Raw genomic sequence first — 24769 nt, 5'->3', positions numbered from 1 at the left:
TACCTGACGGAGCTGTCGGGTGAGGCGGCCTCCTACATGCGGCCGAACTTCTTCCCCAACACCCCCGACATCCTGCACGCCTACCTCCAGCACGGCGGCCGGCCCGCCTTCGAGGTCCGGGCCGTGCTCGCGGCGACCCTCTCCCCGGCCTGGGGCATCTACTCCGGCTACGAACTGTGCGAGAACACCCCGGTGAAACAGGGCAGCGAGGAGTACCTGGACTCGGAGAAGTACCAGCTCAGGCCCCGCGACTGGGAGAGCGCCGAACGCGAGGGCCGCAGCATCGCCCCGCTGCTCACCCGGCTCAACACCGTCCGGCGGGACCACCCCGCGCTGCACCGGCTCAGGAACCTCCGCTTCCACCACACCGACAACGACGCGCTCATCGCGTACAGCAAGCGCAGCGGATCCGATGTCGTCCTGGTGGTCGCCAACCTCGACCCGCACCACACCCAGGAGGGCACGGTCTCGCTGGACCTGCCGCACCTCGGCCTGGACTGGCACGAGTCGGCGGACGTACGCGACGAACTCTCCGGCGACACCTATCGCTGGGGACCCCACAACTACGTGCGGTTGGAGCCGGGGCGGGCTCCCGCGCACGTCTTTCACGTCCAGTCCCCGCCCGCCGCGCATGCGTACGGAGGGGCAGGAACGCCATGACAGTGAACGAGCCCGTACCGGACACGTTCGAGGACACCCCCGCGAGGGACCGTGACCCGGACTGGTTCAAACGCGCCGTGTTCTACGAGGTGCTCGTCCGCTCGTTCCAGGACAGCAACGGCGACGGCGTCGGCGACCTCAAGGGCCTGACCGCCAAACTCGACTACCTCCAGTGGCTCGGCGTCGACTGCCTGTGGCTGCCGCCCTTCTTCAAGTCCCCGCTGCGCGACGGCGGCTACGACGTCTCCGACTACACGGCCGTGCTGCCGGAGTTCGGCGACCTGGCCGACTTCGTGGAGTTCGTCGACGCCGCCCACCAGCGCGGCATGCGCGTGATCATCGACTTCGTCATGAACCACACCAGTGACCAGCACCCGTGGTTCCAGGAGTCCAGAAAGGACCCCGACGGACCCTACGGCGACTACTACATGTGGGCCGACGACGACAAGGGCTACCCGGACGCGCGGATCATCTTCGTCGACACCGAGACGTCGAACTGGACCTTCGACCCGGTGCGGGGCCAGTACTTCTTCCACCGGTTCTTCTCGCACCAGCCGGACCTCAACTACGAGAACCCGCGCGTCCAGGAGGAGATCCTGGCCGCGCTGAAGTTCTGGCTGGACCTCGGCATCGACGGGTTCCGGCTGGACGCGGTGCCCTATCTGTACGCGGCCGAGGACACCAACTGCGAGAACCTGCCCGCCACACACGCCTTCCTCAAGCGCGTCCGGCGCGAGATCGACGCCCAGTACCCGGACACGGTGCTGCTGGCGGAGGCCAACCAGTGGCCCGAGGACGTCGTCGACTACTTCGGCGACTACCCGAGCGGCGGCGACGAGTGCCACATGGCGTTCCACTTCCCGGTCATGCCGCGCATCTTCATGGCCGTACGCCGGGAATCGCGCTACCCGGTCTCCGAGATCCTGGCCAAGACCCCGGCCATCCCCTCGGGCTGCCAGTGGGGCATGTTCCTGCGCAACCACGACGAGCTGACCCTGGAGATGGTCACCGACGAAGAGCGCGACTACATGTGGGCCGAGTACGCCAAGGACCCCCGCATGCGCGCCAACATCGGCATCCGCAGGCGGCTCGCCCCCCTGCTGGACAACGACCGGCACACGATCGAGCTGTTCACCGCGCTGCTGCTGGCCCTCCCCGGCTCGCCGATCCTGTACTACGGCGACGAGATCGGCATGGGCGACAACATCTGGCTCGGTGACCGCGACGCCGTGCGGACCCCGATGCAGTGGACCCCGGACCGCAACGCCGGGTTCTCCACCTGCGACCCGGGCCGCCTCTTCCTGCCGGCGATCATGGACCCGGTCTACGGCCACCAGGTGACCAACGTCGAGGCGTCGATGTCGTCCCCGTCGTCACTGCTGCACTGGACCCGCCGCATGATCGAGATCCGCAAGCAGAACCCGGCCTTCGGCCTCGGCTCCTACACCGAACTGCCCTCCTCCAACCCCGCGGTCCTGGCGTTCCTGCGCGAGTACGAGGACGACCTGGTCCTGTGTGTCAACAACTTCGCGCGGTTCGCGCAGCCCACCGAGCTCGACCTGCGTGAGTTCGCCGGACGGCACCCGGTGGAGCTGTTCGGCGGGGTCCGCTTCCCCGCGATCGGCGAACTGCCGTACCTGCTGACCCTCGGCGGCCACGGCTTCTACTGGTTCCGGCTCACCCGAGTCGCATCCCGCATCGGCCGGCGACTGTGAGCCTGCGCCCAGACAAGGAGGCGTGACCATGCCGAAGACCGCATCCCTCCGCCCGAGCCTGACACGCCTTGCCGAGCCCATGGAGTCGCTCGGCGGGCTGCTGCGCGACTGGCTGCCCCGGCAGCGCTGGTTCGCCGGCAAGGACCGGCCCGTCACCGAGCTCGGCCTGCTGTCGATGACCGAGCTCTTCCCGGGCTGTCTGCATCTGCTGGTCCACGCCGGGCACGCCGGCCACACGGGTGTGCCCTCGCCCGGCGGGGCTCCCCCGGCCGGCGACTGCTACCAGCTGCTGCTCGGCGTACGGGAGCAGCCCTCGCCGCGCCTCGGGCGGGCCCTCATCGGGCGGGTGCAGGACGGGCCGCTGGCCGGCCTGACCGTGTACGACGCGCTGCACGACCCCCGCTCCGCCCAGCTGCTGCTGGACCGGCTGCGGCACCCCGGCACGGCGGGCCCCCTGCGCTTCGACTGCGACCCGGACCAGCGGGTGCCCGCCGGACTGGTGCCGCGGCTGCTGGACGCGGAGCAGTCCAACTCCTCGCTCGTCTACGGCGACGAGTACATCCTGAAGGTCTTCCGGCGCATCCAGCCGGGCGTCAACCCGGATCTGGAGGTGCCGGGCGCGCTGGCCCGGCAGGGCTGTCACCGCGTGCCCGCGCCCGTGGCCTGGTTCCAGACCAAGCACCCCTTCAAGGCCACCCTCGGTGTGCTCCAGCCGTATCTGCGGGACGCCTCCGACGGCTGGACCCTGGGCCTGAACGCCCTGGCCGCCGGGGACGACTTCACGGTCCAGGCCAGGGCCCTGGGCGCGGCCACGGCGGAGGTGCACCTCGCGCTGGCGTCCGCGTTCCCCGTCGGCGGCCCCGGGGAGAACGGGCAGACGGCCGCCGCGATGATCGAGCGGCTGGACGCCGCCGCGCACTGCGTGCCCGCGCTCCAGCCGTTCGTGCCGGGTCTGCGCACCGCGTTCGCCGCCCTCACCAGCTGCGACCCCGGACCGCCCGCCCAGCGCATCCACGGCGATCTGCACCTGGGGCAGGTGCTGCGGGCCGGGCGCGAGTGGTTCGTCATCGACTTCGAGGGCGAGCCGTCCCGGCCGCTCTCCGAACGGCGCAGTGCCCACTCCCCCGTACGGGACATCGCCGGGATGCTGCGCTCCTTCGACTACGCCGCCCGGCAGCGCCGCCCCTGGCGCCCGGAGTGGGCCCGCCGCTGCCGCGAGGCCTACTGCGCGGGCTACGCCGCCCGCGCCGGCTGGGACCCGCGCAAGAAGCACGGACTGCTCCGCGCCTATGAGACGGACCGGGCCGTGTACGAGGTGCTGTACGAGGCACGGCACCGCCCCGACTGGCTGCCTGTACCGATGGCGGCGATCGAGCGCCTCGCCGTGAGAGGAGACTGAGCCGTGGCCCTGCGAGACACCTCAATCCCGGAGCCGTCAGGCCCGGTCCCGAGCACGACCGCGCCCGCCCTGAGCCCGCAGGACCGCGGGCGGCTGCTGGCGGGCGCCCACCATGATCCGCACGCGCTGCTGGGTGCCCACCCGGTGCCCGGCGGGGTCGTGTTCCGGGCACTGCGCCCCTTCGCCCGCGCCGTGAGCGTGGTGATCGGCGGCAGGCGCACCGCGCTCGTCTCGGAGGGCGAGGGCCTCTTCTCGGGCGTCCTGCCGCTGGACGCCGTCCCCGACTACACGCTGCACGTGGCCTACGAGGACGGTGAGCAGGAGACGGCCGACCCCTACCGGTTCCTGCCCGCGCTCGGCGAACTCGACCTGCATCTGATCCGCGAGGGCCGGCACGAGCAGCTGTGGCAGGCGCTCGGCGCGCAGCCCATGACCCACGAGGGCGTCAGCGGCACCCGGTTCACCGTGTGGGCACCGAACGCGCAGGGTGTGCGGGTCGCCACGGACTTCACCCACTGGGACGGGACGCAGTTCCCGATGCGCTCCCTGGGCGCCTCCGGCGTGTGGGAGCTGTTCCTGCCGGGCGTCGGCGAGGGCACCGCGTACAAGTTCGAGATCCACTCGCGGCACGGGCACCGCTTCCTCAAGGCCGACCCGATGGCCCGCCGGTGCGAGGAGCCGCCCAACACGGCCTCGATCGTGACGGCCTCGCACTACGAGTGGGGCGACGCGCAGTGGATGGCGCACCGCGCCGACACCCCCGTGCACGAGGCGCCGTTCTCGGTGTACGAGGTGCACCTGGCGTCGTGGCGGCCGGGGCTGACCTACCGCGAACTCGCCGAGGAACTGCCGGCGTACGCCAAGGACATGGGCTTCACGCACATCGAACTGATGCCGGTCGCCGAGCATCCCTTCCACGGCTCCTGGGGCTACCAGGTCACCGGCTTCTACGCGCCGACGTCCCGGCTCGGCTCCCCGGACGACTTCCGGTTCTTCGTGGACGCCTGTCACCGTGCCGGCATCGGCGTGATCATGGACTGGGTGCCGGCGCACTTCCCGAAGGACGACTGGGCGCTGGCCCGCTTCGACGGGGAGCCGCTGTACGAGCCCGGGGACGACCGGCGCGCGGAGCACCCGGACTGGGGCACGTACGAGTTCGACTTCGGCCGCACCGAGGTGCGCAACTTCCTGGTCGCGAACGCCGTGTACTGGTGCGAGGAGTTCCACATCGACGGGCTGCGCGTGGACGCGGTGGCCTCGATGCTCTACCTGGACTACTCCCGTGAGGACGGCCAGTGGGAGCCCAACGCCCACGGCGGCCGCGAGGACCTGGCGGCCATGGCGTTCCTGCAGGAGATGAACGCGACGGTGTACCGGCGGGCCCCGGGCGTGGTCACGATCGCGGAGGAGTCCACCGCCTGGGGCGGGGTGACCCGGCCCACCGACACCGGCGGGCTCGGCTTCGGGCTGAAGTGGAACATGGGCTGGATGCACGATTCGCTGGAGTACATCTCCCACGAGCCGGTGCACCGCAAGTACCACCACCACGAGATGACGTTCTCGATGGTGTACGCGTACAGCGAGAACTACGTGCTGCCCATCTCGCACGACGAGGTCGTGCACGGCAAGCAGGCGCTGGTGTCCAAGATCCCAGGCGACTGGTGGCAGCGGCGCGCCACGCACCGGGCCTATCTCGCCTTCATGTGGGGCCACCCCGGCAAGCAGCTGCTGTTCATGGGGCAGGAGTTCGCGCAGGGGGCCGAGTGGTCGGTGGAGCACGGCCCCGAGTGGTGGCTGCTCGACGACGGCTACCACTCGGCGGGCGACCACCGGGGGGTCCGCGATCTGGTCCGTGACCTCAACGCCGCCTATCTGCGGACGCCCGCGCTGTGGCAGTGCGACACCCGCCCGGAAGGCTTCCGGTGGGTGGCGGTGGACTCGGCCGACGACAACGTCCTCGCGTTCCTGCGCTACGACGCCGAGGGCAACCCGCTGCTGGCGGTGTCGAACTTCTCCCCCGTGGTCCGGGAGGACTACGGCCTGTGGGTGCCGGGTGACGTCGACGCGTGGGAGGAGCGCCTCAACACCGACGACACACGCTACGGCGGAAGCGGAGTCACGCATCCGAACCCGGTCAAAGCGCAGGACGGGCAGGTCCGGATCACGCTGCCTCCCCTGGCCACGGTGTGGCTGACGCCGTACGCCGTGTGAAGTGCCGCCGTCCCACCAGGTGTCCCACCCGCCTGTGAGGGGCACTAGGTCGTACCACCGGGAGCACCCGGTGGTACGAGACGGCAGGGTCAGAAGGGCGGGCATCAGGTGCGCACCGTGGGAGTGGAGGAGGAACTCCTCCTGGTGGATCCGGAGACCGGAGAGCCGCGGGCGCTGTCCGCAGCGGTGCTCGCCCGGGCGGAGAAGGACGACGCGGAGCAGGACGTCTTCGAGAAGGAACTCCACGAGCAGATGCTGGAGTTCGCCACCCATCCGCAGTCGTCCATGGAGAGCCTGCGCGCGGAGATCGTCCGCTGCCGCAAGGAGGCCGCACGGCACGCGGGGGAGATCGGCTGCACCGTGGCGGCGCTGGCCACCTCGCCGCTGCCGGTCAGCCCCGCCGTGGGCGTCAGCCGGCGCTACCAGTGGATGGCGGACCAGTACGGCATCGCCACCCGGGAGCAGCTCGTGATGGGCTGCCATGTGCATGTGTCGGTCGAGTCCGACGAGGAGGGCGTCGCGGTCGTCGACCGGCTGCGGCCGTGGCTGCCCGTGCTGAGGGCGCTGAGCGCGAACTCGCCGTTCTGGCAGGGCAAGGACACCGGGTACAGCAGCTATCGCAGCCGGGTGTGGCTGCGCTGGCCGTCGGCCGGCCCGACGGAGCTTTTCGGCTCACCCGAGCGGTACCACCGTCTGATCGCGGACATGGTGGCCACCGGCGCCCTCCTCGACGACGGGATGATCTACTTCGACGCGCGGCTGTCCCCGCGGTACCCGACGGTGGAGCTGCGTGTCTCGGACGTCTGTCTGCACTCCGGCACGGCCGCGCTGATCGCCACCCTCGTCCGCGGGCTGGTGGAGACCGCCGCGCGCGAGTGGCGGGAGGGCCGGGAGCCGCTCGGCCACAGTGTCAGCCTGCTGCGGCTGGCGGACTGGCAGGCCGCCCGGTCGGGCCTCTCCGGCGAGCTGCTGCACCCCGAGACCATGCGCCGCATGCCTGCCGAGACCGTCGTGCGCGCCCTGCTGGAGCACGTCGGGGAGGCGCTCGAGGGCACGGGTGACCTGGAGCGGGCGAAGACGGGCTTCGAGGAGCTGCTGCGGGAGGGCAACGGCGCTCAGGTGCAGCGCGCGCTGATGGAGCGCACGGGAAGTCTGCGGGACGTCGTCACCGAGTGCGTCCGCCACACGCAGTCGTAAGGCGTCCCGGCGCTCACGGGCGGGGTCAGAGGATCAGGACGAGGGCGTAGGCCAGGAAGAACGCCGCGATCAGCACGGCGACGATGATGATCACGGCCATCGGGGCCTTGGCCCAGCCCTTGGTCGGGTTGTGGGTCTCCCGGGGCAGCGTTTCCGGCATGCTGCTCTCCGCGGGTGGGGTCTCGCCCGGCGGTACACCGCCGCCGGGCTCGAGACCGGTGGTGCGTTCGGGCTCTGGGTCGGGACTGATGTGTGTCATGCCGACCGGGTCCCCCGATCACGCCGAGATCACCAGTGGGTCGACTTCCGTATTTTCCGACCCCGAAGGGTCTCGGCTCGACTACATTCGAGCACCGCCGATGACGGTACCCGTCGGCAACGTCACACCCCGTACATGTCAGGAGCAGTGCATGCGCGACCTCGCCCTCGCTCCCCCGGCCGCGGCGCCCCTGACCGGTGGGCTCGCCGACAGCGTCTTCGAGACGGCGGACCGCGAACCGACCCGGCCGGTGCTCGCCCGCCGGGCCGACCCCGCCTCCACGACCTGGGACGAGGTGACGGCCATCGAGCTGCGCGACCAGGTCGTGGACCTGGCCAAGGGGCTGATCGCGTCGGGGATCGCGCCGGGCCACCGGGTGGCGATCATGGCGCGCACCCGGTTCGAGTGGACGGTGCTGTGCTACGCGCTGTGGTCGGTGGGCGCCGAGGTCGTCCCGGTCTATCCGACGTCCTCGCGCGATCAGGTGGAGTGGATCCTGCGGGACGCCGGTTGTGTGGCGGTGGTGGTCGAGGACGAGCAGGGCGTCATGACCGTCGGCTCGGTGTGCGCGTCGCTTCCGCTGCTGCGCCACGTCTGGCAGCTGGACGCGGGCGGCCTGGAGGAGTTGAGGGTCCGCGGGGAGTCCGTCCCGATCGCCACGGTCGACTCGATGCGGCGCATCGTGCTGCCGGACTCCACGGCCGTCATCGCCTACACGTCCGGCACCTCCGGCCACGCCATGGGCTGCGCGCTCAGCCACCGCAACCTCGCCGGTCCCTGCGACACGCTGCTGGCGGGGTGGGGGCACACGGCGGCACCGCGCGGCGAGCAGGGCTCGGTGCTCGCCTTCCTGCCCTTCTCTCATGTGTACGGGCTGATGATCCAGGGACTGTGCGTACGCGGCGGGCTGCTCATGGGACATCAGGCCGAGGTGAGCGGTGAGGCACTGTCGTCTGCGCTGCGCTCGTTCCGGCCCACGTACCTCTACGCGGTTCCCTCGGTCCTGGAGAAGATCTACAAGAACTTCCTGCGCACGGCGCAGCAAGGGGGTCACGGCGGGCTGTTCGAGCGGGCCGCCGACACCGCCCGGGACTTCGCCGCGGCCCTGGAACGCCAGCGGCTGGGCCGTGGGCGCGGGCCCGGGTTCGACCTGCGGCTCCAGCACGCGGTGTACGAGCGCACGGTGTACCGCCGCCTGCGGGCCGCGCTGGGCGGCCGGGTGCGGCGGGCGACGTCCGGCGGCTCCCCCCTCAGCCGCGAGCTGTCCCTCTTCTACGAGGGCATCGGCATCTACGTGCACGACGGGTACGGCCTCACGGAGACCGCCGGCGGGGTGACGATGCAGCCGCTGGGCCGGGAGAAGTCCGGGACGGTGGGGCAGGCCCTGCCGGGCATGGAGATCCGTGTGGCGGAGGACGGGGAGATCCTGGTGCGCGGCCCGTCGGTGTTCCAGGGGTACGTGGGCGACCAGGCGGCCACCCGGGCCGCACTGCGCGGCGGCTGGCTTGCCACCGGGGATCTCGGGCAGCTCGACTCGGAGGGATATCTGACGATCACCGGCCGCAAGAAGGACATCATCATCACCAGCAGTGGCAAGAGCGTCGCCCCGCTGGCCCTGGAGCAGCGGCTGCGGATGCACCCGCTCATCCACCAGGCGGTCGTCGTGGGGGACAACCGGCCCTGCGTCGGTGCCCTGATCACGCTGGATCCGGAGTTCCTGGCGCACTGGCGGGCCGGTCTGGCCCTGCAGGGCGAGATGCGGGAGGCCAGGGAGGAGAACGCGCTGCGGGAGGAGGTCGCACGGGCCGTGGCCGCGGCCAACAGCGCCGTGTCACCATCGGAGTCCATCCGCGTGTTCCGGGTCCTGCCGGAGGCGTTCGACGTGACCAACGGGCTCTTGACGCCGTCGATGAAGCTGCGGCGGGACGAGATCGTGCGGCACTACGCGTCGGAGATCGACGCGATGTACCAGTCACGGAGACGACCTGGCGGTCCGAGAACCCCGGCCGAACCGTCAAACTGGGACGATTCAGACAACGTGTTCCGCTGACCGTGCACCCGGACGCGTAGGCCTCGCCCGGTCGGGAACACGCAACAGTGGCGACGCATGAGAAAGGACGACAGCCCTGACGGCAGCCCTCGCTGACGCCCGGGCCGGAAAGGCGATATGTCAACCGAGCCGCGTGGGGACGACGCCCTGACCTCCGAGGAGATCCCGAGCCGCACGAACAGCTTCGTGGGCGAGCCGCATGACGTGACAGGCGCACGGCTGGCCGCGGAGGAGTTCTTGCGTGATCTGGCACGCTCCGCCCCGCCCTCTGCCCCCGAGTACTGGGACGACATCCTGCTGGTGGTGACGGAACTGGCCGCCAACGCGGTCCAGTACGCCCCGGGTCCGTTCGCGCTGCGGATGCGCCGGACGTTCGACGGCGTGCATGTGGTCCTGCACGACACCAGCACGACCGAACCCGCCCCCCGCCCCTTCGATCCGCGCAGCGGCGGCGGGGGCATCGGCTGGCACCTGATCCACACCTTGTGCGACCAGGTCAGCGTGGTGGCCGACGACCACGGCAAGGACGTGCACGTGTTCATGCCCTGGTGAGCCGGAGCGTCACGGGCGCGTCGCGCCCGTGACCGGCTCAGACCGAGGCCGTCTCGCGTGGCGGCAGCCGGTCGTAGTAGTCACCGACCGCCCGCAGGTACTCCCGGTCCCGCGTCTCGCTGTCGGTCTGGAAGCGGGGCGCCGCCTTCGCGTCTCCCCTGCTGCACGCCAATGTGATCTTTCTCGCCTGTGTGTCGATGCCCGTGACGACTCCGGCCGGCACCAGGACGCTGCGGCCGAACACCCAGACACCGGTGTCGACGACCAGGTGCCGCATGTCGTGCGGAGCGGCCTCCCGGTCCACGTGCCCGATCGTGCCGTCGGTCGCGGCGACGGCGAAACCGGTCAGATCCTGCTCCTCGGTGTGACCGCTGTCCGGCGCGTACGACCAGATTCTGTCGATGGCCACGCTGCTCCATCCTCCCTGGCGATGTTCGCATCGCAGTGCTCGGGCGGGCGTGTGCCGCCCACCCCGTTCCACAGCAGCAATTACCCTCCTGCCGCACGCGCATTCGGCGCACACGCATGCCAGCCGCGCGGCTTCCGGCGGCCCGGTCCCGAGGATGTTTCCGCCGCGCATGCATGAGGAGTGGTTTCCGGGGTAATCGCGGGTGCGCGGTGACATCCGAAGCCCGTCGAGGAAGGGAGGCGCATGAGGAACGGCATCCGAGTCCGGACGACGACCGGGTTCCCCTCGCACCGCGGTCATCCCCAGAGGTGACCAGCCCAGGCCGTAGCACTTGTTGGAGGTATCCGTGCCCCTCGCCCAGAACCCGCTGTCCGTGGAAGTCGAACTGCCCCGGGAGGACGTGGCCCTGATCACGGTCGACGGCTACCTGGACGTCGACACCGCGACCGAGTTCCAGGCCCATCTGGCCAACCAACTCCACCACGGCCGACGGCACTTCCTGCTCGACCTCTCGTCCGTCCCCTTCATGGACTCGTCCGGGATGAACATCATCCTGCGGGTGTACCAGGAGACCCGTAAGACCGAGGGCAGTGTGCACGTCATCAGCCCCACGCCGACCGTGCGGCGCATCCTCGATCTGACCGGCGTCAGCATCACGGTGCCGATATCGGAGTCGCTCGACGAGGCTCTGTCCCGCGTCGACGCCGGGTCCAGCATCCCCGAGGAGCCGGGAGAACAGAGCCTCTGACCGACCTGGCCCCTCGGGCACGGCGCCGGGAAAATCCGGCCGCCCGGTGCCCTCGCTCCGCCCTGCCCGGACGACGGCTCACCCTCGCGCGCCGACGACAGGCCGGTGTTTCAACCGCCGTTGTCCCGAACCGGATCGCTTGCACCGGAGCAGGTGTCGTACGAGGTCGGCGCATGGTTAGAGTTGTCGCCCGGCAAGTGTCACATCGCCGTCTCGTTGCCAGAAGCGGGCTCGGTCGACGCAACGCGGATGAGGAGAGAACCAGGTGCCGGAGCACGAAGCGGACGGACAGCTCGCCACGCCCAGCCACGAGGTCAGGGACTTCCTGTACCGACGGCGGGAGCAGATCGCCCAGCGGTGGGCCGACGAGCCTTTGTTCCGCACCGTGTTCACCGTCTCGCGCGACGAGGCGGTCGAAGCGGGCAAGGCAGTCGTGGACGCGCTGGCCCAGGTGGCCGACTCGGAGCAGGTGGAGGACCCGGACGCCGCGGGATTCAGCGGCGTGCGCGAGCAGCTGGCCCGGATGGGCGTGGCCCGCTCCCGGGCCGGGCTGTCCAACACCCAGGTCTCCAGCGAGCTGGCCGCCCTGCGGCCGCCCACGGAGAACCTGCTGGCCGCCGATCTGGAGCAGGCGCCCCCCGAGCACCTGCGGGCGTGTTCGACCGCGCTGACCGTGCTGATGGGCACCCTTCGGCTGGTGGCCATGCAGACGGCGCTCAGCGAGTGGCAGGCGCTCAGCGACCGGCAGCGGCTGCAGCTGATGGAGGTGGCCACGCCCGTCATCCGGCTGTGGGACGGCATCGTGGCCGTGCCGCTCATCGGGACGCTCGACAGCGCCCGCAGCCAGATCGTGATGGAGACGCTGCTGAACGCCGTCGTCGAGCAGCACGCGCGGTTCGCGATCCTGGACATCACCGGGGTGCCGACGGTCGACTCGCTGGTCGCGCAGCACCTGATGAAGACGGTCGCCGCGGCACGCCTCATGGGCGCCGAGTGCATCGTCTCGGGCATCCGCCCCGCCATCGCGCAGACCATCGTGCACCTCGGCCTGGACCTGGACGTCATCACCCGCGCCAGCCTCGCCGACGCGCTCGGGTACGCGTTGCACCAGCTCGGCGCGGACATCGTGGGCCCGGGTGCGGGTCAGCGGTGAACGACGCCCACTCCCGCCCCGTGCCCGGCCATGTGCCGGTCCTCCGGCTCGGCGACGTCCTGCTGGTGACGCTCCAGGGCGATCTGCACGACAGCACGGCGCAGCAGCTCCAGCAGGACCTGTCGGAGACGATCTCCCGGACCGGGGTGCGCGGGGTCCTCATCGACATCTCCGGTGTGGAGATCGTCGACTCCTTCCTCGGCCGGGTACTGGCCGAGATCGCCGCGCAGTCCAAGCTGCTGGCCGCGCGCACCGTGGTGGCCGGCATGCGCCCGGCCGTCGCCATCACCTTGGTCGAACTGGGTCTGACGCTGCCGGGGCTGAGCACCGCCCTCAGCACCGAGGCGGGCATGGAGCTCCTCGCGCGGCAGGCCACGGTGTCCCGCCCCGGCAGCCCGCGTCAGGAGAGTCCGTGATGCACACCGCCGCGGGCGTGGAGGCCTGCTTGCCCATCCGGTCGGACATGGACCTGGTGTGGGTGCGACAGCATGTCCGGCAGGCCGCCGCCCAGCTCGGTTTCGGTCTGGTGGACCAGACGAAGCTGATCACCGCGGCCAGCGAGCTGGCCCGCAACACCCTCGTGCACGGCGGTGGCGGCCAGATGCAGGCGACGCAGGTCAGCAGCGCGGGCGCGCAGGGGCTGCGGCTGTCCTTCAGCGACGAGGGGCCGGGCATCGCGGACCTGGACCTGGCGCTGAGCGACGGCTACACCTCCGGTGGCGGTCTGGGCATGGGGCTGAGCGGGGCGCGGCGTCTGGTGCACGACTTCGACATCGACACCACGCCGGGTTCGGGCACCACGGTGCGGGTGACCTGCTGGGTCGGCCGGCCGCCACGCCCGCGCGAGGAGGTCTGATGCCGCGCGTGTGGGACGTGCCGGTCCTCGACTCGACCCGGGTGCGCGACGCCCGGGTCGCGGCGGAGGGCGCCGCCGCGCTGGCCGGGCTGGACGAGCGGCGTACGGCGGCCGCGGCGCTGGTCGCCACCGAGCTCGCCACGAATCTGCTGAAGCACGCGCAGGGCGGTCAGGTGCTGATCGACGTGGTGGCTCCGCCCGTGCCGCGGGAGGGGCGTGAGGGGTCCCGGGTGGTGCAGATCGCCGCGATCGACCACGGCCCGGGCATTCCCGACGTGCCCGCGGCCCTGCGCGACGGCTTCTCCACGACCCACTCGCTCGGCGCGGGCCTCGGCACGTGCCTGCGCCTCTCCGACGACTTCGCCCTGCACAGCGCCCCGGGCCGCGGCACGGTCGCGGTGGCCCGGGTGAGCTCGGCGCCCCGGGGCACCGAGGCGGGCCCGCGGCCCGACGGCGAGGTCTCCGCCGCCGGAGGGTGGCCGGGTGGTGAGCCGCCGTCCGGCGCGGTGGCCCGCGGTGGCCCGACGGGCCATGCCGCGGTGCCGGACCGTGCGCAGGGCTCCGCGGGACAGACCCCCACGGGCGGTGGCGCGTCTTACGTCGGCCGTACGCCGGACACCACTGCGAGCCGGGACCTGCCGGGCGGCGCCGCCACGGGAAGCCGCCCCGGGGCCGCCCCGGAGCCGGGCGGCCCGGACGCCCTGGTCGCGGGCGGCCGGGCCGAGAGCGTCACGCCGGCCGGCCCCACCGGGTCGGCCCGCCCCGCTCCGGCTCATGCGGCAGCCTCACAGGACCGTTCCCTGCCCCTCGCGGGCGTGCGGGCCGGCGGGGTGAACATCCCGTACGGCGGAGCCGACTACTCGGGCGACGCCTGGGCGTGGGCCCGGGCCGGGGACCGGATGACGCTGATGCTCGCGGACGGGCTGGGGCACGGGCCGGAGGCGGCGCGGGCCTCGTCCGCCGCCGTCGCGGCGCTGCACCGCTGGGCGCACCTCTCCCCCGCCGACGCGCTGGGACGGCTGCACGCCACGCTGACCGGCACCCGTGGCGCGGCCGTGGCCGTGGCGCAGCTCGACCTGTCGGCCGGCCTGCTGCGGTTCGCCGGCATAGGGAACGTGGGGGCGCGGCTGCGCACCGACGGCACCTGGCGGGCCCTGCTGTCACGCCCCGGCATCGTCGGGGTCCACCGGCCCGGCACCCTGCGCGAGCAGGAGGCCGACTGGACGGGCGACCCGCTGCTGATCCTGCACACCGACGGTCTGCCCAGCCGCTGGACGCCGCCGTCCGGCCCCGGTCTGCCCGCGGCGGACCCGGCCGTGACGGCCGCCGTGACGATACGGGACACCAGCAGTCCCGCCCGGCCGGTGCGGGACGACACCGCCGTGGCCGTGCTGACCTCGACCCCGCCGGAACGCCCATGATGCGCACTTGGCAGATCACCACCGTCACCGACGCGGCCCGCGCGCGCATCTCGCTCGCGCGCCTGGCCGCCGCGTACGGTGTGCCCACCGTCGAACGGACCCGGCTGGCCGCCGCGCTCAGCGCCCACCTGCGGCAGTGCCTGACCAAGGGCGGCACCTGGCGGCTCACCATGGACCGGGCGGACTCCCCCGCCGAGGAAGGTCTGCTGCATGTCGTGGTGACCCCGTCGCCCGAGGCGTGCGCCGCCGGTGAGCCCCTCTGGGAGGTCACGGCCCCCTGCCCCGAGAGGGCCGAGGCCCCCGAGGACGGCGTCGTCGCCGACGACCCGGCCGCCCTCTCGGAGGCGCTGCTCGGCGCCGACGAGGACACGGCCGTGGTGCTGGACAAGCTCGCCGAGCAGGAGGATCTGGTCGCCTTCCACCGCGAGGAGCTGCACCAGACCAACCAGGGCGTCCTGGCGCTGCACGCCGAGCTGGACGCGGCCGGGCGGGCCCAGCGTGAGGCCTTCGCCGCCGAGCGCAGCGCCCGCAACGAGGCGGAGAGCGCCCGGCGCCGGCTGACCTTCCTCGCGGACGCCAGCGCCGTGCTCACCGCCTCGCTGAACCACGAGGAGATCGTGCGCCGGCTGCCGGACCTGCTGGTGCCGGAGTACGCGAGCAGCGTCGACGTCTGGCTGTTCGACCAGGAGGAGGACAAGCACCGGTCGGTGCCGCATCCGGCGGCGGCCGTGGTCGCGGCCCGCACCGGGCGGCCCCAGTACGCCGCCGACCATCCCGGCAACCTGCCCGGCGTCGACGACCAGCCGCCGTCGGCGCTGGACGCCGGGCGGCCGCTGCTGTGCGTGCCGCTGCCGACGCGGCGGGCGCCGCTGGGGGTGCTGACGCTGTCGCCTCCCGGCGGACGCTGGGACCCGGACGACGCGGTGATGCTGATCGAGCTCACCCGGCGGGCCAGTATCGCGATCGACAACGCCCGGCGCTTCGAGCACAACCGCGACATCGCCGAGACGCTCCAGCGGGCCCTGCTGACCGAACTTCCGGCCACACCGGGCCTCAGCCTGGCCGCGCGCTACCTTCCGGCCACGCACGGGCTGAACATCGGCGGCGACTGGTACGACGCGTTCCCCCAGCGGGACGGCGGTCTGATCACCGTCATCGGCGACGTCACCGGGCACGGTCTGCACGCGGCCGTCATGATGAGCCAGCTGCGCACGGCGCTGCGGGCCTACGCCGTCGACGGCGACAGCCCGGGCCGGCTGCTGACCCGGCTGCACCGCTTCCTGCACCACCTCCAGCCGGACCTGTACGCCACCGCCGTCATCGCCCGGTTCCACCCGGACGAGCCCACGCTGACCTGGGCCGCCGCGGGGCACCCGCCGCCGGTGCTGCGGCTGCCCGACGGCAGCGTGCGCACCCTCGACGCCAAGCCCGGCGCGATGCTCGGCATCCCGCTCACCCAGGAGATCGCCGACCACACCGAGGAGCTGGAGCCCGGCTCGACCCTCGCCCTGTACACGGACGGGCTCGTGGAGCGGCGCGCGCAGGGCATAGACCCGGGCATCGACCGGCTGGCGTCGGCGCTGGGCGGGTTCCGTTCGGCGGAGCTGGACGCGGATCTCGAGGGCTCGGCGGACCGGCTGCTGCATCCGCTGCTCAGCGATTCCGAACGCGACGACGACGTGTGTCTGCTGCTCTGTCATTTCCAGGGCGCCGCGGGGTCCTGACGGCGGGTCCGGCCGCCGGGTGTGCACGCGTTCTTCACTCCCGCCCGGTGCTTTTCGGCCACGGTGCGGGCATGGTGGTGATCGACGCGTTCGTCTGCCTGCCGCGTCCGACTGGCGCGCCGGCCGGACACACGGTGGGATCGAAAGGGTGCGAACCAGCGATCCAGGGGCAGTCGGAAGGCGTTCGAGGCAGACCGCCTGGAGCCGCAGAAAGGGATGAACACCGTGACACGACCCAGGATCCTGGTGGTTGGCGCAGGCTTCGCCGGTGTGGAGTGCGTCCGCCGTCTGGAACGGAAACTCTCCCCGGACGAGGCCGACGTCACCCTGGTGACGCCGTTCGCCTACCAGCTCTACCTGCCGTTGCTCCCCCAGGTCGCCTCCGGCGTGCTGACGCCGCAGTCGATCGCCGTCTCGCTGCGCCGCAGCAAGAAGTACCGCACGCGGATCATTCCGGGCGGTGCCATCGGCGTGGACCTGAAGTCCAAGGTCTGCGTGATCCGCACCATCACCGACGAGATCGTCAACGAGCCGTACGACTACATCGTGCTGGCGCCCGGCAGCATCACCCGCACCTTCGACATCCCCGGTCTGACCGATCACGCGTTCGGGATGAAGACGCTCGCCGAGGCGGCGTACATCCGGGACCACGTCATCTCCCAGCTGGACCTGGCCGACGCGAGCCAGGACCCGGTGGAGCGGGCCTCGCGGCTGCAGTTCGTGGTGGTCGGCGGCGGATACGCGGGCACCGAGACCGCGGCCTGCCTCCAGCGCCTGACGCACGCGGCGGTCAAGCGCTACCCGCGGCTGGACCCGAGCCTGATCAAGTGGCATCTGATCGACATCGCGCCGAAGCTGATGCCGGAGCTGGGCGACAAGCTCGGCAGCAGCGCGCAGGAGATCCTGCGCCGGCGGGGCATCGAGATCTCCCTGGGCACCTCCATCGCCAAGGCGGGCCCCGAGGAGGTCACCTTCACCGACGGCCGGGTGATCCCGACCCGCACCCTCATCTGGACCGCCGGGGTCGTCGCCAGTCCCCTCATCGCCACGCTCGGCGCGGAGACCGTCAAGGGCCGGCTCGCGGTCGCCCCGCAGATGAACCTGCCGGGCCACGACGGGGTGTTCGCGCTCGGCGACTCGGCCGCCGTGCCCGACCTCGCCAAGGGCGACGGGGCCATGTGCCCGCCCACCGCGCAGCACGCCCTGCGCCAGGGCAAGCACGTCGCCGACAACGTCATCGCCTCGCTGCGCGGCGAGGTGATGAAGCCGTACGTCCACAAGGACCTCGGGCTCGTCGTCGACCTCGGCGGAACCGACGCGGTCTCCAAGCCGCTGGGCATCGAGCTGCGCGGGCTGCCCGCCCAGGCCGTGGCCCGCGGCTACCACTGGTCGGCGCTGCGCACCAACGTGGCCAAGACGCGGGTGATGACGAACTGGCTGCTGAACGCGGTCGCCGGTGACGACTTCGTACGGACCGGCTTCCAGGCCCGCAAGCCCGCTCGGCTGAAGGACTTCGAGTACACCGACGCCTATCTGACGCCGGAACAGGTGCGGGAGCAGGTCGAGGCGTCCGGTCGGCCGGGTTAGGCCGGGCGGGGTCTCGTGATCCCGGCATGTCATGCTGAGATACGGATCTTGGTGTGAACAGGGAGAGAGTGCGGCGGAGTGAGGGCAGCGGGACGCGCGGTGCGGGCACGGGTACGGGACCGGATCGCGGCGTCCGACCCCGGACTGCTGCGTCTGACGGCCGGGTTGCGGACGGTCGGCGCGATCGCCCTCACCCTGGCCGTGCTCTCCCTGCTGGGGGCCGATGTGCACCTGCTGGTGGCGGGGGCCATGGCGGCGATGGTCGCCACCTTCGCCATCCGGGAGAAGCAGCTCGGTGCGCAGGCGGTGACGCTGGCGCTGGGCCTGCCGGTGGCGCTGGTGTCGGTGTCCCTGGGCGCGGTCCTCAACGCGCGTCTCGTCGTCGGTGACGCCTTCTTCGTCGTCCTGATCTTCTGCGCGGTGTACGGCCGCAGGTTCGGAGACCGTGGCACCGCGCTCGGGCTGATCGGCTTCCAGGTCTACTTCCTCTCCCTCTTCGTCGGCGCCACCGTCTCCTCGCTGCCCACGCTGTGCGGTGCCCTGACCCTGGCGTTCTGCTCCAGTGCCCTGATGCGCTTCGCCGTCGTGCCGGCGACGCCCTCGGGGGTGCTGCTGCGGCTGCGGCTGGCCTTCCGGGCCCGGCTGGCGCAGCTGGTCGCCGCGCAGCTCGAACTCCTCGACGCGCCCGCGGAGGAGATGGACAAGGCGCTGGAGGCCGTGCGGGAGGGCACCGCGCGGCTCCACGAGACGGCCATGATGATCCAGGGGCGGCTGGAGGAGGGCACCCCGGACGAGTCGGCGGCGCGGCTGGTGCAGCGCAGGATCGCGGACGCCGAGATCGCCGCCGAGCGGCTCGGTCTGCTCCTGCTGTCCGCCCGCAGCGCCGAACGGGCCGACACGCTCACCCTGCACCTGCCGGGCGCGCCGGCTCCGTCGGTGTCCGGCCCGGCCGTGCCCGACGAGGCGGGCGCCACGCTCCGCCGCGATCTGCTGGCACTGCACCAGCTGGTGCTGCGGGCGGGCAGCGGCGACACAGGCACGGCGGTGGCCCATGTGCGCAACCGGCTCCTCGGCTACCGGGACGAGGAGAACCTGCCGCCAGCGTCGGCCGCCGTCCAGGACGTCTTCCGCGGGATCGGCGAGTCGGCCCGTGCGGTGCTCGGACTGCGGATCGCGCTGGACGGCCCCCAGGACGAGTCGGACGACACTCCGGCGACGGCCCGCTCACGTGAGGAGCTGGACGCTGAGGACGCCGCGATCGACGGCGGCGGGGAGGAACCGGCGCAGGAGGAGCAGACGGGGCTGCGGCGCCCGACCACGCGGGCGGCGGTGCAGGTCGCGGTCGGTTCCTCGCTGGCGATCGTCGGCGGCGAGCTGCTGTCCACCCAGCGCTGGTACTGGGCGGTGCTGACGTGCTGGATCGTCTTCCTCAACACCGCCTCCACGGGCGAGATCCTGGTCAAGGGCTACCGGCGGCTGCTGGGCACGGTGTTCGGCGTGGTGGCCGGCATCGTCCTGGCGGGACTGGTCGGCCGGCACACCTGGACGGCGTTCGCCCTGGTCCTGGTGCTGATCTTCGCCATGTTCTACTCGGCGCCGCTGTCGTACACCCTCATGTCGTTCTTCGTCACGGCGATGCTGGGGCTGCTGTACACGCTGCTGCACACCTACAGCCTCGACGTGCTGGTGCTGCGGATCGAGGAGACGGCGCTCGGCGCGGTCTGCGGAGTGGTGGCCGCGGCGCTGGTGCTGCCGGTGCAGACGGATCGCCGGACCAACGAGCTGCTCGGCACCGCGCTGGAGCGGCTGGCCGAGGTCACCGAGGCGGCGGTCGGCCAGCTCAGCGGCGGCCCGGCGGACGAGCTGCTGGACAAGGCGCGCGACCTGGACCAGGCCCTGGCCGATCTGCGGGCGGCCACCCAGCCGCTGATCCACCCGGTCACGCCGTTGCGGACCCGGCGCAACACGGCCCGGTACGTGGTGGCACTGCTGGAGACGTGCGCGTATCACGCGCGGACGCTGGCGGCGACCGCCGAGCTGCTGCCCACCCATCCCTCGATCGCGGCCGACCCGAGACTGCGCGGGGCCGCCGGACGCACGGTGCGCAACATCGAGTCCATCGCGGCCCGGGTGGCCGACGACCACGCGGGCGTGCGGGTGGAGACGGGGCCGAGCATCGCCTCCCTGCTGGGGACGGACGCCGGCACGCCGCGCTACGGCCGGATCACCGACCGCGTGCTGCGGCATCTGGAGCGGCTGGACGAGGCCGTGGTCGGTCTCGCCCGCCCGCTCGACGTGCCGGTGGCGGCGCCCAAGGGGTGAGCCCCGGGGAGCACATGGCCCGGTGGGGGCCGCGGTCCGTCAGAAGTCCGTGGGCAGGCCGCTCACCTCGGCGATGCCCCGCAGCTCCTCGGTCTGCTTGTGCCGGTCGCGGATGTAGTCGGCTATCTCGCCGAGGCGGATCGGGTCGGACGCGGTGGTGGCGTCCGTGACGATCCTGACCGGGCCGGTGTCGTCGACGTCGAGTTCGACCACTTCGTTGTCCAGGCGGCCGGTGACGGCGGTGGCGATGACCAGAGCCACCTCGTCACGGACCTCCTGGGGGAGCTCGTCGTCGGGCCCGGAGTCGAGCGCGAAGTCGAGGCTGGACAGGCGTTCCTCTTCGATCGCTTCGAGGACCGGTTCCACCGCGCGCATCAGGAGGCGGTAGTCCTCCGTGTCCATCCGGATGCGCAGGAGGTCCAGGTACACGTCCACGGGCCGGCCGTCGCCATGCGGAATCTCGGAATCGCTCATTGGCTTCGTGTTCCCCGCGAGCGGCGGCTCAGACGCGTCGCCACCGTGCCATGGCGAAGGAGAACACTCCGAAGAGCACCAGCCCGGCGGCCACGCACACCAGCAGCCAGGGGCCGAGCGGGGTGTCGGCGAGGGAGCGCAGGGTGTCGTCGAGGCCCTTGGCCTTGTCGGGCTCGTAGGCGACGGCGGCGCGGACGGCGAAGATCCCGGCCACCGCGAAGACCAGCCCCCGGGCGGCTCCGCCGGCCACGCCGGTGACGTCCACCAGCTGCCGCGTCCGGTGGCTCATCTGCCCCAGCCGGAGCTTGTCGTGGAACTTGCGCAGCACGGCGCGTACGGCGATCCAGCCGCCGGCCCCCACGATCGCGATCCCGGCGGCACCGACCAGCCACTGGCCCGCGGGTATCTCCAGCACCCGGGCCGTGGCGTCCCGGGACTGCTGGTCGCTTGATCCGCTCTGGTGGCGGCTGATCGCGAACGACAGCACCGAGTACGCGACGAAGACGTAGAAGGCGAAACGGACGGTCGCCATCAGCCGCTTGCGCGCGCTGCGGCCGTCCTTGCCGACCGAGCCGAAGATCGCCTCGGACAGCCGCCACAGCGCCATGCCGACGAGACCGATGCCCAGGGCCCACAGCAGCACCGCGCCGAACGGCTTCTGTGCCAGTTCCTGGAGGGCTCCCCCGCGGTCGGCCTGCCGGCCGGTGTCGCCGAAGGCGATCTGCAGGGCCAGCGCTCCGACGAGCAGATAGATCACGCCCCGGGCGGCGAAACCCGCCCGGGCCGCTCCCTCGGTCACCGAACCCCGCGCCGCCCGCCGGGCCCGGATTCCACCGTCACGTGCCATCGCACTCGTGTTCATGTCGACCTCCCGGCAGTGCGGATGCCCCGGGTCGGCGTTCACACACCCTCCACAGCCTCCGGACCAGGGCATTCCGGTTCTCTTGCCGGCGCGAATGGCACAGCGACGGCGGCGGCGCCGCTCCCGTCGCCCTCAGGACGGCGGAATCTCGATCCGCGCCCGGCGCGCCCGAGGGCGTGCAGGTGCTCCAGGGCGTCCAGGACCACCGTGCGGTCGTGCCAGGCGAGCCAGCGGCCCGCCTCGCCGCCGATGGTGTCGAGGGCCTTCGTCTGGGCGGTCGTCAGTCCCTTCAGGGGCCGGTCCATATGGGCCGAGACCATGCCGACGCACAACCCGGACGCGGTCGTCAGCGGGACGCTGTGGCAGGCCCTGCTGCCCGCCGCGAGGATGGCCTGCCGGGCCGGTTCGGTGAACACCGGGTCGCTCTCCACCTCGTGCACGGTCACCTGCGCGACATCTCGGGCGGCCCGCGCGCAGGACGTGCCGTCCTCACCGACGTGGGCGAAGAAGTCGACGAAGTCGGCCGTGAGGCCGGTGTGCTGCTCGATGCGCAGGCCACCCCGGGCAGGGTCGGTGAGCTGCACGTTGCCCATGTCGGTGCCGGTCACCGACAGGGTGGCGCCGAGCACGGCCTTCAGGACGGCACCACGGCTGCCGGAGCCGGACAGGTGCGCCTGTGTGAAGGTCAGGGCGGGTTCCGGACCACGGACGCGCCGCGGGAACCACAGCGCGTCGCGCCCGTCGGGGCGCGGTGCCGTCACCAGGACGCCGGCGAGGGTGTGCAGCTTGACGTTGTAGCGCTGGGACGCCCGCTGCATCAGCGCGAAGGCGCTCTCGGCGTCGGGCAGCGCGTAGCGCTCCTGCAGCATGCCCTGCGCCTGCGAGATCAGCGGATAGACGCGCGCCCGGGCGCGCAGGTCGCGCACTTGGGCGCGCAGCCGCTCCAGCTCGCCGCCGTCGCCGGCGGCCGCTTCCCGCCTGGCTGTGGACATGAGGCTCCCAGGGTGTCGGTGGCGTGACGCGAACGGGCCCGGCCGCGGCTTCCGCCGTCGGCCGGGCCCTCGTTCCGCCTCGTCTTCCCCGTCGTGTCAGCGGCACACGCCTGTCAGGCGGGCTCCGTGACCGGCATGCGCTGCGCGCTCGCCATCACAGCGGATTCGCGGGCCGGTGCGGGTACGGCCGCGAGCCACTGGTGGGCGGCTTCCAGGGCGCGCTTGACGTCCCTGGTGCCCGTGGAGACGCACAGGGTGTAGGCCAGGTCGCGCGCCCTGGGGTTCAGCTCCGCCGGTCCGCCGACGGCATCTGCGGCAGCCAGCGCCTCGTACTCGTCGACGAGTCGGCGCAGCACGGCGGGGTGGGGCCTCAGCATGGTCGTTCAGCTCCTCGTGGGATCGGATGGTCAGGCCGGGGTGGAGGGGCCGCCGCTGCCCCGGGTGCCCGCCCGCTGCCCCAGGACCTCGTCGCGCACCCGGGCGCAGCTGCGGCTGATGAGGCGGGAGACGTGCATCTGCGAGATGCCGAGGTGATCGGCGATGCGGCTCTGGGTCATGTCTTCGAAGAAGCGCATGTAGAGGATGGCCCGCTCGCGCTCGGGCAGGCGGCGCAGGCCTTCCTTGGCGGACTCGCGGTCCACGACGATGTCGTAGGACGAGTCCGCCGCGCCGAGGGTGTCCGCGAGGCTGTAGCCGTCGTCGTCGGTGGAGAGTTCGGCGTCCAGCGACAGGGTGCTGAAGCTGTCCAGGGCCTCGATCCCGGCGTTGACCTCTTCCTCGGTGAGGCCGGTGTGGCCGGCGATGTCCGCCACGGAGGGCTCGGGGCTGCCCGGGTTCTGGGTGAGTTCACGGCGTGCCACCCGCACCTTGTTGCGCAGTTCCTGCACACGGCGGGGGACGCGCAGGGCCCACATCCGGTCCCGGAAGTGCCGCTTGACCTCACCGGTGATGGTGGGGACGGCGTAGCTTTCGAAGGCACCCCGGCTCGGGTCGAACCGGTCGATGGCCTTGACCAGGCCCAGTGCGGCGACCTGGCGGAGGTCCTCGATCGACTCTCCGCGGTCGCGGAAGCGGCCGGCGATGCGGTGGGCCATGGGCAGCCACAGGGTGACCAGTTCGTCGCGGACGGCGTCCCGCTCGGGACCCTCCTCCAGCTCCGCCATCCGGGTGAAGAGGGCGGCGGTGTCGGGGGCGTCGTCGTGACGCCGCCGGGATGTGGTGGTGGTCGTCGTTTCGGGCGTGCCGGGACGATGGGTGGGCGTTTCGATGAGCATGCGGATTCGCTCCTGAACGGTGGTTTCAGGGACTGACCGCGGGAAGGTCGCTGCCCGGATACGCCTCGACGGCCTCCGGGGCAGTCATACCGCTCCCGCTGGCGCGCCTCCGGTCCGAAGCACGAAATTGCGTCTGCCCTGGCCCCGGTGGAACAAACTCCGCTTTGCCGAGCAATCTCTCGGGCGCCGGCTCACGAGCGTCAGGACAGGGGGACGACAGCGGTGATGCACTTGCCCCCGGTGGGCAGATCCGACACCCGGACGTCGCGGGCGAGCCGGCAGACGATGGGCCAGCCGTGGCCGCCGTGCCGTATCCGGCCCTGCGGGTCGGTGCGGGGCGCGATCACGGGCAGCGCGTCACTGCGGTCGCTCACCGAGACGCGTACACCGGGTCCGTCGACGTCGACCTGGAAGTCGGTGACGCCGCCGCCGTGCAGGATCGCGTTGGTCGTCAGCTCCGAGGCGACGAGCAGCGCGTCCGACAAGGCGTCGGTGTCGCACGGGGTGCGAGTGGCGCGGCAGCGCTCGGCCACGGCCTGCTCCACCGCCCGGCGCGCCTCGGCGGGTTTGCTCGGCCGGGCGCGCTGGGCGCCGGGCGGCTCGAACAGTGAATCGATCATGTGCTCCTCGCACATCCTGCAGCTCCCTGTCAGCACAGACGAATGCCGGGCCCGGACCGCGTTCCTCGGCCGCCCTCCACGGGGACTGCCCCGGAGGTCCGCGGACCCACTGCTTCCCTCGATCTGCCGCGGCGTCCGGAGCGCGCACCGCTCGGGCGCCGCGGTCGTACTCTTCGGCTCACCTTTCCCCACACCTGCAAACCTCCGTTGCGCCCGGAAGGCCCGAAAACACCTCGGACGGCTGCGAGTCGGTGCCATCTCCGTCCGCTGAACGGGTACGCGGG

Annotated in this window: 22 protein-coding genes and 1 pseudogene; 15 read left to right on the top strand and 8 right to left on the bottom strand. The window is 72.0% G+C overall.

Going from position 1 to position 24769, the window contains the following annotated elements:
* From AC0665_RS35865 to AC0665_RS35845, 5 genes and pseudogenes are all read left to right on the top strand, one after another.
* A pseudogene (locus AC0665_RS35865) lies at positions 1-660 on the top strand (alpha-1,4-glucan--maltose-1-phosphate maltosyltransferase); the annotation flags it as partial.
* Positions 657-2375: a maltose alpha-D-glucosyltransferase gene (treS, locus tag AC0665_RS35860; RefSeq protein WP_468406324.1), complete on the top strand. Its 1719-nt coding sequence runs from the start codon at positions 657-659 to the stop codon at positions 2373-2375. The pseudogene AC0665_RS35865 and the gene treS, both read left to right, overlap by 4 nt.
* A 28-nt stretch (positions 2376-2403) precedes the next feature.
* On the top strand, positions 2404-3774 hold the full coding sequence (locus tag AC0665_RS35855; RefSeq protein ID WP_468406322.1) for a maltokinase N-terminal cap-like domain-containing protein: 1371 nt from the start codon (positions 2404-2406) through the stop codon (positions 3772-3774).
* A gap of 3 nt (positions 3775-3777) precedes the next feature.
* A complete protein-coding gene (gene glgB / locus AC0665_RS35850) occupies positions 3778-5985 on the top strand; it encodes a 1,4-alpha-glucan branching protein GlgB (protein ID WP_478610572.1) in 2208 nt (735 codons plus the stop codon).
* A 108-nt stretch (positions 5986-6093) separates the two neighbouring features.
* Complete coding sequence (locus tag AC0665_RS35845; RefSeq protein ID WP_468406318.1) at positions 6094-7182, top strand: glutamate--cysteine ligase 2; 1089 nt, start codon at positions 6094-6096, stop codon at positions 7180-7182.
* A 25-nt stretch (positions 7183-7207) separates the two neighbouring features.
* Here the strand turns inward: AC0665_RS35845 and AC0665_RS35840 are convergent, their stop codons facing one another.
* Complete coding sequence (locus AC0665_RS35840) at positions 7208-7441, bottom strand: DUF6480 family protein (protein WP_366053532.1); 234 nt, start codon at positions 7439-7441, stop codon at positions 7208-7210.
* A 151-nt stretch (positions 7442-7592) separates the two neighbouring features.
* On the opposite strand from AC0665_RS35840, the gene AC0665_RS35835 reads away from it, so the two are divergent.
* Both AC0665_RS35835 and AC0665_RS35830 read left to right on the top strand, forming a co-directional pair.
* The gene (locus AC0665_RS35835; protein WP_478706630.1) at positions 7593-9491 is read left to right on the top strand and encodes an AMP-dependent synthetase/ligase; all 1899 of its coding nucleotides are present in this window, start codon (positions 7593-7595) and stop codon (positions 9489-9491) included.
* A 117-nt stretch (positions 9492-9608) separates the two neighbouring features.
* Entirely contained in the window at positions 9609-10043 is a 435-nt protein-coding gene (locus tag AC0665_RS35830) for an ATP-binding protein (protein ID WP_468406313.1), read from the top strand.
* 37 nt (positions 10044-10080) lie between these two features.
* On the opposite strand, the gene AC0665_RS35825 is transcribed toward AC0665_RS35830, so the two are convergent.
* Positions 10081-10452 carry a PRC-barrel domain containing protein gene (locus AC0665_RS35825; protein ID WP_468639182.1) on the bottom strand — a complete coding sequence of 124 codons (372 nt, stop codon included), beginning with the start codon at positions 10450-10452 and terminating at the stop codon, positions 10081-10083.
* Positions 10453-10798: 346 nt separating this feature from the next.
* Between AC0665_RS35825 and AC0665_RS35820 the strand changes: the two genes are divergently transcribed.
* The 8 genes from AC0665_RS35820 (at position 10799) to AC0665_RS35785 (ending at position 20263) form a co-directional block, all read left to right on the top strand.
* The gene (locus AC0665_RS35820; RefSeq protein ID WP_478706629.1) at positions 10799-11200 is read left to right on the top strand and encodes an STAS domain-containing protein; all 402 of its coding nucleotides are present in this window, start codon (positions 10799-10801) and stop codon (positions 11198-11200) included.
* A 265-nt stretch (positions 11201-11465) separates the two neighbouring features.
* The gene (locus tag AC0665_RS35815; protein ID WP_478706628.1) at positions 11466-12353 is read left to right on the top strand and encodes an STAS domain-containing protein; all 888 of its coding nucleotides are present in this window, start codon (positions 11466-11468) and stop codon (positions 12351-12353) included.
* Entirely contained in the window at positions 12350-12769 is a 420-nt protein-coding gene (locus AC0665_RS35810) for an STAS domain-containing protein (RefSeq protein ID WP_468406305.1), read from the top strand. The genes AC0665_RS35815 and AC0665_RS35810 overlap by 4 nt, the downstream gene beginning before the upstream one ends.
* Positions 12769-13209 carry an anti-sigma regulatory factor gene (locus AC0665_RS35805; RefSeq protein WP_468406406.1) on the top strand — a complete coding sequence of 147 codons (441 nt, stop codon included), beginning with the start codon at positions 12769-12771 and terminating at the stop codon, positions 13207-13209. The genes AC0665_RS35810 and AC0665_RS35805 overlap by 1 nt, the downstream gene beginning before the upstream one ends.
* Complete coding sequence (locus AC0665_RS35800) at positions 13209-14630, top strand: SpoIIE family protein phosphatase (RefSeq protein ID WP_478706627.1); 1422 nt, start codon at positions 13209-13211, stop codon at positions 14628-14630. The genes AC0665_RS35805 and AC0665_RS35800 overlap by 1 nt, the downstream gene beginning before the upstream one ends.
* Complete coding sequence (locus AC0665_RS35795) at positions 14627-16354, top strand: PP2C family protein-serine/threonine phosphatase (protein WP_468639181.1); 1728 nt, start codon at positions 14627-14629, stop codon at positions 16352-16354. Before AC0665_RS35800 ends, AC0665_RS35795 begins: the two co-directional genes overlap by 4 nt.
* A 216-nt stretch (positions 16355-16570) precedes the next feature.
* Positions 16571-17941 carry an NAD(P)/FAD-dependent oxidoreductase gene (locus AC0665_RS35790; RefSeq protein WP_468406301.1) on the top strand — a complete coding sequence of 457 codons (1371 nt, stop codon included), beginning with the start codon at positions 16571-16573 and terminating at the stop codon, positions 17939-17941.
* Positions 17942-18019: 78 nt separating this feature from the next.
* Positions 18020-20263 (top strand): FUSC family protein, encoded by a 2244-nt coding sequence (locus AC0665_RS35785; RefSeq protein WP_468406299.1) that lies wholly within the window; start codon positions 18020-18022, stop codon positions 20261-20263.
* Positions 20264-20302: 39 nt separating this feature from the next.
* On the opposite strand, the gene AC0665_RS35780 is transcribed toward AC0665_RS35785, so the two are convergent.
* The 6 genes from AC0665_RS35780 to AC0665_RS35755 form a co-directional block, all read right to left on the bottom strand.
* Positions 20303-20737 (bottom strand): hypothetical protein, encoded by a 435-nt coding sequence (locus AC0665_RS35780; RefSeq protein ID WP_381110682.1) that lies wholly within the window; start codon positions 20735-20737, stop codon positions 20303-20305.
* Positions 20738-20765: 28 nt separating this feature from the next.
* Entirely contained in the window at positions 20766-21599 is an 834-nt protein-coding gene (locus AC0665_RS35775; protein ID WP_468406294.1) for a DUF1206 domain-containing protein, read from the bottom strand.
* 38 nt (positions 21600-21637) lie between these two features.
* On the bottom strand, positions 21638-22591 hold the full coding sequence (locus tag AC0665_RS35770) for an ANTAR domain-containing protein (protein ID WP_478706626.1): 954 nt from the start codon (positions 22589-22591) through the stop codon (positions 21638-21640).
* A gap of 113 nt (positions 22592-22704) precedes the next feature.
* Complete coding sequence (locus tag AC0665_RS35765) at positions 22705-22968, bottom strand: DUF5133 domain-containing protein (protein ID WP_478706625.1); 264 nt, start codon at positions 22966-22968, stop codon at positions 22705-22707.
* A gap of 30 nt (positions 22969-22998) precedes the next feature.
* Positions 22999-23865 carry a SigB/SigF/SigG family RNA polymerase sigma factor gene (locus AC0665_RS35760; protein ID WP_366053547.1) on the bottom strand — a complete coding sequence of 289 codons (867 nt, stop codon included), beginning with the start codon at positions 23863-23865 and terminating at the stop codon, positions 22999-23001.
* 200 nt (positions 23866-24065) lie between these two features.
* A complete protein-coding gene (locus AC0665_RS35755) occupies positions 24066-24500 on the bottom strand; it encodes an ATP-binding protein (protein ID WP_468406284.1) in 435 nt (144 codons plus the stop codon).
* Positions 24501-24769 lie beyond the last annotated feature (269 nt).

Source organism: Streptomyces sp. NPDC043685, assembly GCF_056436585.1.
The sequence above is the reverse complement of the archived record's forward strand: the minus strand, read 5'-3'. Positions and strand labels throughout refer to the sequence as shown.

Coding starts and splice junctions, on each gene's coding strand:
- treS (WP_468406324.1), top strand. CDS start 657: ATGACAGTGAACGAGCCCGTACCGGACACGTTCGAGGACACCCCCGCG.
- AC0665_RS35855 (WP_468406322.1), top strand. CDS start 2,404: ATGCCGAAGACCGCATCCCTCCGCCCGAGCCTGACACGCCTTGCCGAG.
- AC0665_RS35840 (WP_366053532.1), bottom strand. CDS start 7,441: ATGACACACATCAGTCCCGACCCAGAGCCCGAACGCACCACCGGTCTC.
- AC0665_RS35835 (WP_478706630.1), top strand. CDS start 7,593: ATGCGCGACCTCGCCCTCGCTCCCCCGGCCGCGGCGCCCCTGACCGGT.
- AC0665_RS35830 (WP_468406313.1), top strand. CDS start 9,609: ATGTCAACCGAGCCGCGTGGGGACGACGCCCTGACCTCCGAGGAGATC.
- AC0665_RS35805 (WP_468406406.1), top strand. CDS start 12,769: ATGCACACCGCCGCGGGCGTGGAGGCCTGCTTGCCCATCCGGTCGGAC.
- AC0665_RS35800 (WP_478706627.1), top strand. CDS start 13,209: ATGCCGCGCGTGTGGGACGTGCCGGTCCTCGACTCGACCCGGGTGCGC.
- AC0665_RS35795 (WP_468639181.1), top strand. CDS start 14,627: ATGATGCGCACTTGGCAGATCACCACCGTCACCGACGCGGCCCGCGCG.
- AC0665_RS35790 (WP_468406301.1), top strand. CDS start 16,571: ATGAACACCGTGACACGACCCAGGATCCTGGTGGTTGGCGCAGGCTTC.
- AC0665_RS35780 (WP_381110682.1), bottom strand. CDS start 20,737: ATGAGCGATTCCGAGATTCCGCATGGCGACGGCCGGCCCGTGGACGTG.
- AC0665_RS35775 (WP_468406294.1), bottom strand. CDS start 21,599: ATGAACACGAGTGCGATGGCACGTGACGGTGGAATCCGGGCCCGGCGG.
- AC0665_RS35770 (WP_478706626.1), bottom strand. CDS start 22,591: ATGTCCACAGCCAGGCGGGAAGCGGCCGCCGGCGACGGCGGCGAGCTG.
- AC0665_RS35765 (WP_478706625.1), bottom strand. CDS start 22,968: ATGCTGAGGCCCCACCCCGCCGTGCTGCGCCGACTCGTCGACGAGTAC.
- AC0665_RS35760 (WP_366053547.1), bottom strand. CDS start 23,865: ATGCTCATCGAAACGCCCACCCATCGTCCCGGCACGCCCGAAACGACG.
- AC0665_RS35755 (WP_468406284.1), bottom strand. CDS start 24,500: ATGTGCGAGGAGCACATGATCGATTCACTGTTCGAGCCGCCCGGCGCC.